6 protein-coding genes are annotated in these 9,009 nt (G+C 48.9%); 3 read left to right on the top strand and 3 right to left on the bottom strand.

Annotated elements, in window-relative coordinates; all coding sequences use genetic code 11:
• Window positions 1–284: 284 nt before the first annotated feature.
• The 3 genes from QN379_RS02445 to argE form a co-directional block, all read right to left on the bottom strand.
• Window positions 285–1,436 (bottom strand): aminopeptidase, encoded by a 1,152-nt coding sequence (locus tag QN379_RS02445; protein ID WP_416348510.1) that lies wholly within the window; start codon window positions 1,434–1,436, stop codon window positions 285–287.
• A gap of 97 nt (window positions 1,437–1,533) precedes the next feature.
• Complete coding sequence (locus QN379_RS02450) at window positions 1,534–3,615, bottom strand: molybdopterin oxidoreductase family protein (RefSeq protein ID WP_323505878.1); 2,082 nt, start codon at window positions 3,613–3,615, stop codon at window positions 1,534–1,536.
• Between the two features lie 212 nt (window positions 3,616–3,827).
• Entirely contained in the window at window positions 3,828–5,024 is a 1,197-nt protein-coding gene (gene argE / locus QN379_RS02455; protein ID WP_323505879.1) for an acetylornithine deacetylase, read from the bottom strand.
• A 256-nt stretch (window positions 5,025–5,280) separates the two neighbouring features.
• On the opposite strand from argE, the gene QN379_RS02460 reads away from it, so the two are divergent.
• The 3 genes from QN379_RS02460 (at window position 5,281) to QN379_RS02470 (ending at window position 8,887) form a co-directional block, all read left to right on the top strand.
• A complete protein-coding gene (locus tag QN379_RS02460) occupies window positions 5,281–6,567 on the top strand; it encodes an MFS transporter (protein WP_322235226.1) in 1,287 nt (428 codons plus the stop codon).
• Between the two features lie 168 nt (window positions 6,568–6,735).
• A complete protein-coding gene (locus tag QN379_RS02465; RefSeq protein WP_323505880.1) occupies window positions 6,736–7,932 on the top strand; it encodes a M20 aminoacylase family protein in 1,197 nt (398 codons plus the stop codon).
• A 397-nt stretch (window positions 7,933–8,329) separates the two neighbouring features.
• Window positions 8,330–8,887 (top strand): acyloxyacyl hydrolase, encoded by a 558-nt coding sequence (locus tag QN379_RS02470; protein ID WP_322240375.1) that lies wholly within the window; start codon window positions 8,330–8,332, stop codon window positions 8,885–8,887.
• Window positions 8,888–9,009: the final 122 nt, after the last annotated feature.

Below are 9,009 nucleotides of genomic sequence, written 5' to 3' on the forward strand. Positions count from 1 at the left end.
TAGTCTCTCGTTGTTATTAATGCAATCTTATAAAAAGGATCATCAGCCATTTTGATAGCGTTAACTCCCAAAATCCGACTAAGCCGGGAAGAATTTATAAAATAGCGCATAGAAGAAGTGAATGGATTTTAAAAGAATCTGTTTTCACATAAAAAAGCACGATTGTTTTATTCTACCGCGATGCTATCGGTCATGACGCGCACTTGCAAGTGTTTTGCACCATATTCGAGTAACTCCTCGGCAAAAGCAGGCATGCAATGTTGCCGCCTGATAGACGATTTATTCTAAAAATCAAGCGCTTTATGACTTCCTTCCAGTGCGCTCGTTTTTTGCTTTGCCGATGCAGATGCCAAATCGATTAACTGACGACGCCGTTCTTCTTTGGGCAGCGCCGCCAACTTGCCGACGGCAATATAAAATTGTGGAAAGGTTTTTTGCTGCGCCAGCAATCCACGAAATCCCGGTTCAAGCGCGTAATAAGTGTCGACCAATGCCAGATGTGCATTCGACAGCGGCTCAGCAAACCAGCGGTCGTAACCCACGTAACCACCCCAATGCGCTTTCAGTACCTGATACTCTGTCTGGAGTGCGGCAAAAATACGGATTTTATTCTGCCTCTTTGCGGCGTCGCTCAGATCGCCTGAATAAACATCCATCAATCGCTGACGGTACTTTAATAGCAGGGCTAAAAATTCGGTTTTGCGACCTTCAAATTCCGCGTATGTGCGCCGTCGTTTCTCATCTCCATTCACCGCCAGCCACTGCTCAGCGCCGGCCTCCTCTACCGTGGTGGCAAATGCTTCGTTAAAATCGGTATCGCCTTTGACGTACAACAATTGATGCGACAGCTCGTGAAAAATTAACCGCGCTAACTCTGCATCCGGATAGTTAATAAAAGTCGACATCACCGGATCATTAAACCAGCCCAATGTCGAATAGGCCGGCACGCCCAGCACTTGCACATCGTAACCTTCACTGCGAAGTTGCGCGCCGTATTGTTGGGCGCTTTGCTGGTTATAGTAACCACGATAGGAAACGCAGCCCGCAATGGGGAAACACCACTGTTTTGGTGTTAGCGATAACGCGGGCGCGGCGACCACGTTCCACAGTACAAACTTGCGCTGCAGTTGCACATAATTGCGATAACTTCCGTTGACCGGTAGGCCCAATTCACTGACAGCAAACTGACGAATTTCTTTAACGGTTCGCAACTGCGACTTCAACTTATCACTGGCGGCTGGATCATCCAGCCACACAGAAATGGGGCGCGCATCGGCTAGCAGCGAAAGCTCTCCATTCGCTGCCTGGGCATAATAACCAAGCTGCGTACAGCCGGTCATTAACGCTGTCATTAAGACTGCCGACAACGCTGTCAACAACCTGAGTAACAGCGCCGTTAAACGCGCCATTAATAGGGTTTTCGGCGATGCGATCATATGAAGTTTTCCTCCTCCGTCTTCTCGACAACGAAGGTATCAGGAGTCAAAAAAACGCCGCCGATCACCGTCTTAAAAGTAACTCATCGCCAGCGCTTCAGATTGCCTCGACTTCAACCAATACGTCGTAAAAAGTAGGCGCTCGTCCCATATCGGTTAAGCGCTGACTCGTCACTTCGTTGGCATTTTTTCCGTCGGGAGCAAATTTTTTCCACCAGATAGACAGGCCCACGACCAATCCCGTTCGCGCCTTATCAGTCACCCTGACTTTGGCGACGAAGGTGCCGCGATCGTTGTAAATACGAACCGTGTCGCCAGTCGCTATCCCGCGCTGGAGTGCGTCGGCCGGATGCATATCGAGATGCGGTTCACCCTCGGTATCACGCAAACTTTGTACATTTACAAAACTGGAGTTCAAAAAATTTCGTGCCGGTGGCGAAATCATGGCTAAAGGATATTTAGCCGCCAATGCAGGATTACTTGCGACTGATTCGTAAGGTGCAATATAAGTCGGCAATGGATCCAATCCATCCGCCAGCATACTGGCACTAAAGAACTCACACTTACCCGATGGTGTTTGGAACCCACCGTTAGCAAATGGCGCAGCCGGCGCATTCAGTTTTTGCCATCCCTTTTGCTTTAACGCGTCCCAGTCAAAATGAATCGCGCGTTCATTTCGACGATCAAAAGCTTGTGCAGCAATCGCATCATCTGACTCTTTAAAACAATCATCGTCAAATCCCATGCGTGCTGCCAGCAATCGAAATATTTCAGTATTCGGCTTTGCCTCGCCTAACGGCGCAATCGCAGGGTTATTCGCCAGCATGTACAAATGGCCGTAAGACGAGTGCACGTCAGCGTGCTCAAGTTGAGTTGTTGCGGGCAAGAGGATATCGGCGTAATCGGCGGTGTCGGTCTGAAAATGCTCCAACACTACCGTGAATAAATCCTCGCGCGCGAAGCCTTGGGCGACCGTTCCCGATTGTGGCGCGACCGCAACCGGATTCGCGTTGTAGACAATCAGCGCTTCAATTTTAGCGCCAAAATCGGCCGACGTTTCACGCAGCAAATCATCTCCGATGGTGCTCATGTTGATCGTCCGCAATCGCATCTTATGATGTTTCAAAAGGTCCGGACGTTGCAATGCTTGCAGGTTCTTCGGGAAACTATCGGATGTCGATAATTGCACTCCGCCAGCGGCGTGACGCCAGGCTCCTACCAGCGCTGGCAGACAAGCGATATTACGCACAGCCATCCCGCCACCGCGAACACGCTGCAAGCCATAATTGACACGGATGGCCACGCCATCGCCCGCGCGCGCAGCGCTTCCATAATCGCGCGCTAGCTGAATAACCTCTTGCGCAGTAATGCCGCACACCTCGGCAACCCTTTCTGGTGGCCATTCCAAAGCACGCTCTTGCAATTGATCGAAGCCCATCGTATGTTGCGCAATGTAATCATGATCCAGCAGATTCTCGCCAATCAAGACATGCATCATGCCCAGCGCCAGAGCCGCATCGGTTCCTGGCAGCAGAGCAATATGCTGGTGACATTTTTCCGCGGTCAGTGATCTATAGGGATCAATCGCAATGAGCTTCGCACCATGACGTTTGGCTTCTTGCACACGCATCCATAGATGCAGATTGGAGGCGATCGGATTGCCACCCCAAATTACAATAAATTTGGCATTTTGAAACTGCTCAAGATCTGTTCCTACGCGAGCGCCAATCGTATATTTATAACCGGCCCCACCAGCCGCCGCGCAGATAGTGCGGTCCAATAGCGAAGCCCCGATTCGGTTAAAAAATCGCATCGACATCGACTCACTCTGCACCAGTCCCATGGTCCCGGCGTAACTATAGGGCAGTATCGCTTGCGGATCGCGTGCGGCAATTGCACCCAGACGCGTGGCGATAGTATTCAATGCCTCATCCCAACTAATGCGAACGAACTTGCCCTCACCTTTGGCACCCACACGCTTCATCGGGTGGAGTAATCGGTCCTTGTGATAAGTCCGCTCGGTGTAGCGTGAAACCTTGGTGCAAAGCACGCCTGCGGTACTCGGGTGATCAGGGTCGCCGCGCACTTCAGTGGCAACGCCGTCCTGAACGGTCACCAGCAATGCGCAGGTGTCGGGGCAATCGTGCGGGCAAGCGGCACGGACAATAGTTGTGATCATGATCGTTTGGGTGAAAATGGATTAATTCGGAGCGACTTAAACCGTTAATTTAATATTCAATTACCACTTAATTATTATTAAACGCATTAGCAGTTATCGACAGATAACTTATCAGAATTAATCCATCGACATGAAAATTTCTACTATAACTACACGTAAAAACCTTTAGATATACTACAAGGCCCTTGGCCGCAAATATCTATCGTTTTATTTCAACGAAATTGAGGCATCGGGTCCAATAAACGCAGCATGAATGCTTCACATTGGGCGACCTGCTCCAACGCGACGAACTCGTTAGGTCGATGCGCTTGTTCTATGTTGCCCGGACCGCACACCACCGTTGGAATTCCTGCGCGCTGAAATAGTCCAGCCTCAGTCCCATAAGAGACCGCACCAGTAGTATGGTTACGCGACAATGAAGCCGCCAGTTGTACAATCGCGTCATGCTCTTTGGTATTCAAGCCTGGCGCGGAGGCCAGCCATTCGAAAGCAATCTTCGCATTCGGCTCAATCAGCTGCATTTCGGGCAGAAGCTTCGCGGCGAAATCTTGCACTTCCTGGTACAAACGCTCAGCATCAACGCCCGGCATGGTACGCGCTTCAAAATCGAAAGCACATTCCTTAGGAACAATATTCGATGCAAGTCCACCTCGAATTAAACCAGTTTGCATCGTTGTATAAGGAACCGTAAAACCATAATCACGGGTTTCAAGTTGTGCAAAGCGGTCGGCCATCTGTCGAATATAAACAATGATACGCGCGGCATATTCGATCGCGTTCACACCCATCGTTGTGTAACTTGAATGTGCTTCGCGCCCGGTAATGCAGCAGCGGAATCGATTCGTGCCTTTGTGGGCGATGATCGGCTGCATTGACGTCGGCTCACCAACGATACAACCGGCCGGTTTCAATCCTAGCTCTTGCAGATCCTTAATTAAGCCTTGCACGCCGATGCAACCAACTTCCTCATCGTACGATAAAGCAAAATGCAATGGCGCTTCCATATCGGCTGCCAAAAATTTCGGTGCGAGCGCGAGCGCGGTGGCGATGTAGCTCTTCATATCCGCTGAACCGCGACCATAAATCAACCCATCTTTGATCGTCGCCTTGAAAGGATCGGTGTCCCAAGCCTGGCCTTCGACCGGCACAACATCTGTGTGCCCCGATAGAATCAGCCCGGGCTTTTTACCCTGCCCTAACGTGGCAAACAAATTTGCTTTCTTACCTGTCGAGTCGTACGTCAACCTTGATGTAACGCCAAGCCCTGCCAAATAATCACGGGTCCACTCAATTAAACCTAAATTGGAATCTCGCGAAACTGTCGGAAAAGCAATCAGACGTTCGATCATCGTCATGACGTCTGGTGATGGCTGAAGCAATGCTGCTGAAATCGGGGCGGTGCTATTCATAGAGTTCCTTTGGTGATCGCCAATGTTCGATGGCATGTTTGATAACGTGTTCGATGACATTGGTCAGAGAAGACAGAAGACGACAAATTCGTATGCAAATTACATGCCTATATATACAAACTGGTTTACTATCTTTGACAATGCAGCTGCGTTGAACTATGAAGAATCTTACCTTTCTTTAGAAGATTTCGCCCGCAACATGCCGAACTGACCGGCTAACAATCACAAATCGCAAGCCATCCGATAGGAACCCCCGATGATCATTAAAGAAAGTAGCTCCGCATCCCTCATACCGGACCATCATCCGCAAACTTGGCGTGCCGTCATTTCCTCCTCAATTGGGAATGCATTGGAGTGGTTTGACGTGCTAATTTACAGTGCATTTGCGGTGACGATTGCGAAACTATTTTTCCCAACAGAGAACCAAACGGTATCGTTACTGATCACATTTGCAACCTTTGGTGTTTCTTTTTTTATGCGCCCTCTTGGTGCGGTGATACTTGGCGCGTACTCGGATCGCGTCGGACGCAAGGCTGCTTTGACGTTTTCCATCATGCTAATGATGATCGGCACATTGATGATCGCCGTCATGCCAACTTATGCCTCGATCGGTCTTTGGGCACCCGCCGGAATTGTATTGGCCCGACTCATTCAGGGATTCTCAGCAGGTGGAGAATTCGGAAGTTCCACCGCTTTTCTGGTTGAGCATGCGCCGCATCGACGCGGATTTTTTTCCAGTTGGCAAGTTGCCAGCCAGGGCCTGAGTATTTTATTGGCTGCGGGCTTCGGTGCTGTATTGTCCTCGCAATTATCGACTGAGCAATTAGAAGGATGGGGATGGCGTCTGCCGTTTCTGTTCGGTTTGCTCATCGGACCGGCTGGCTATTACATCCGTAAAAACCTGGAAGAGTCGCCTGAGTTCTCGGCCGCCAGCGCAACCAGTACGCCATTGCGCGACATTATGACATTTCAAAAAGAACGTCTGCTAATCGGTACGGGCAGCGTCATCATGGCAACCGTGTCGGTGTACCTGGTCATTTACATGCCTACGTATGCGGTAAAACAGCTTGGCATGACATCGACTGCATCATTTAGTGCAACGATCATGGCCGGGGTGATCATGATGCTTTTCTCACCGTTGGTTGGTCATCTATCCGATAAATACGGTAGAACACCTTTTATGCTGACAAGCAGCATTCTGTTTGTGGTCCTTACCTATCCTTTATTTTCTTATTTATCGACGCATCCAAGCTTTTTAAATTTGCTTCTAGTGCAAGGCATCATCGGCATTTTAATGACGATGTATTTTGCATCCATGCCTGCGCTGCTATCGGATATCTTTCCAGTTCAGACGCGGGGCACCGGTATGTCACTTTGCTATAACATCGCCGTGATGATTTTTGGCGGTTTTGCAGGCATGACAATCACCTGGTTAATTGCCGCGACTGAAAACAAGCTCGCCGTGACTTTCTATGTCATTGCTGGCGCCATACTCAGTGTGATCGCAACGCTTGCAGCACGTTACAAGTTGCGGTTACGTTAATTTCATACTATTGAAATTAATCTGTTGTCATAAAAGTTCTGTGACATTGGTAGGAATAGACCTGGCCGGCACTTGCTTTGCAAGTACCGGCTTTTTTATATGTTCTAATCTAGGTTTAGGCATTGCCCGTCGTAGCGGCAATGCCATGTCCACAATGCGGAGAAACCTATGAAGTTGATCGAATCGATTATCCAGTTTCAGTCAGAAATTCAAGCTATCCGGCGCGACTTACACGCCCATCCCGAGCTCTGTTATAAAGAGCAACGCACAGCCGACGTAGTCGCCGAAAAATTAACAGAATGGCACATACCAGTCATTCGTGGAATGGGTATTACTGGCGTAGTTGGTGTTCTAAAAAAGGGTAACGGTAAACGTGCGATCGGTCTGCGCGCCGATATGGATGCACTACCGGTACAAGAATTAAATACTTTCGCGCATGCCTCTCAACATGAGGGGAAAATGCACGCATGCGGTCATGATGGCCACACCGCCATGCTGCTAGGTGCCGCACGGCACTTATCTTTGCATGGTGATTTTGACGGCACTGTTTACTTAATTTTTCAGCCAGCGGAAGAAGGTGGTGCTGGCGCACAGCGCATGATTGACGATGGTCTTTTTGTGCAATGTCCTATGGAAGCGGTATTTGGCATGCATAACTGGCCCGGCATGCCCGCCGGTAAATTCGGTGTAACACCCGGCCCAATGATGGCATCAAGTAATGAGTTTGAAGTCATTATTAAAGGCAAAGGATCACACGCGGCGCAGCCGCACAAGAGCGTTGACCCGGTAATGATCGCCGTACAAATAGCTCAGAGCTGGCAAACTATCGTAGCCCGAAATGTGAATCCGAACGACTCCGCAGTCCTCTCAATCACGCAAATACACTCGGGCAGTGCCACGAATGTGATTCCAGATGAGGCTACATTGATCGGGACGGTTCGTACATTTTCGGTCGATGTGCTCGATTTAATTGAGGAGCGGATGCGTGATATTGCACATCACACAGGCGCAGCATTTGGCGCTGAAGTGGACTTTCGCTTCCACCGTAATTACCCACCGCTAGTCAATCATCCGACAGAAACGGCATTCGCCGTCTCTGTGATGCAGTCGATGTCTGGTGCCGATAACGTTAATGCAACGGTTGAGCCGACAATGGGAGCAGAAGACTTTGCTTTCATGTTGCAAAGTAAGCCTGGCTGCTATGTGTTTCTCGGCAATGGCTCCGGCGACCATCGCGACGGCGGTCACGGACTCGGCCCTTGCAACTTACACAATGCCAGCTATGACTTCAACGACGAATTGCTCCCTATTGGGGCAAGTTACTGGGTTAATCTAGCGGAAGCATATCTACAGGTGGTGAAGTGATCAACGCCCTCGCTGGTGGCTTAGCTGCGTTGAGATTAATTGATTGATGTAAATTAATTCGGGACGTACTTTACATATCAGGTCTTCAAATCCGGTATGACGATTTGTCCGCTTGATAGATAATTCTACACATTTAGATTTGTCGGCATACCGTATTTCAATAGCAAGATGCAACGCTATCCATCGTTAAAATACGTTGGTGCAGGCTGCAATAAGCCACTTCAGGATCGCGCCATGACTTTAAATATTGACGTGTATTTTGAAGAGCCTACATAATCACTTATTCTGCAAAAATTTCGATTTTGAACTATTATTTAGCAGCGCATCCCGCCATTTAATTTTGCCTCATCCTAGTAGATCATTACCTGCCTCTTATATTTCTTTGTCGAAAGTCTTTATGCATAAAAAACGAATAGGTTTCAAAATCCTTACAATCGGATGCTTATTAGCTGGTGTACAGGCGGCCTATGCAATCAATTACACACCTGACTCTGCTTCGCTCGAGGTTGGTACTGGGAACAAAAGCCAATTTGTCCGTGCGGCAACTCAATGGGATTGGGGAACCAAGTGGTGGCAATCAAACGGCACGCATATCGGCGGTTACTGGGACTTGAGTTTGACTGAATTTCGGGAAAATCAGTATCAGAACGCACCTGGTCAGCAAAGAAAAATGACAGATATCGGGTTCACCCCAGTATTCCGTTTTCAGGCAGATGATAAAAAAGGTACTTATGCCGAAGCTGGCATTGGCGTGCATTTGATGTCGCATTTATACGATAACAATAGCCGTCGCTTTTCTACAGCATTTGAGTTCGGTGACCACATTGGCGTCGGCTATGTCTTTAGCAATGGTCTGGACCTTGGTCTGAAATTGCAGCATTTTTCTAATGGTGGAATTAAGGAGCCCAATAGCGGTGCAAATTTCGCTGTAATCCGGGCGGCTTATCACTTTTAAATGTTAGCGCTGGCGAATGTTTATTGTTGGCAGGGAAAGTTTAGTTGGGTATTCTGGCCGATCGTGACCACCGATTCTGGTCTATCGTGACCGACCATTCTGGCGCATCGTGACCGCTCATT

Origin of the sequence: Glaciimonas sp. Gout2, from assembly GCF_035018905.1 — a bacterium.
Lineage (GTDB): Bacteria > Pseudomonadota > Gammaproteobacteria > Burkholderiales > Burkholderiaceae_D > Glaciimonas.

Excerpts from the sequence above, each read along its gene's own strand:
- QN379_RS02445 (WP_416348510.1), bottom strand. The coding sequence starts at position 1,436 with ATGATCGCATCGCCGAAAACCCTATTAATGGCGCGTTTAACGGCGCTG.
- QN379_RS02450 (WP_323505878.1), bottom strand. The coding sequence starts at position 3,615 with ATGATCACAACTATTGTCCGTGCCGCTTGCCCGCACGATTGCCCCGAC.
- argE (WP_323505879.1), bottom strand. The coding sequence starts at position 5,024 with ATGAATAGCACCGCCCCGATTTCAGCAGCATTGCTTCAGCCATCACCA.
- QN379_RS02460 (WP_322235226.1), top strand. The coding sequence starts at position 5,281 with ATGATCATTAAAGAAAGTAGCTCCGCATCCCTCATACCGGACCATCAT.
- QN379_RS02465 (WP_323505880.1), top strand. The coding sequence starts at position 6,736 with ATGAAGTTGATCGAATCGATTATCCAGTTTCAGTCAGAAATTCAAGCT.
- QN379_RS02470 (WP_322240375.1), top strand. The coding sequence starts at position 8,330 with ATGCATAAAAAACGAATAGGTTTCAAAATCCTTACAATCGGATGCTTA.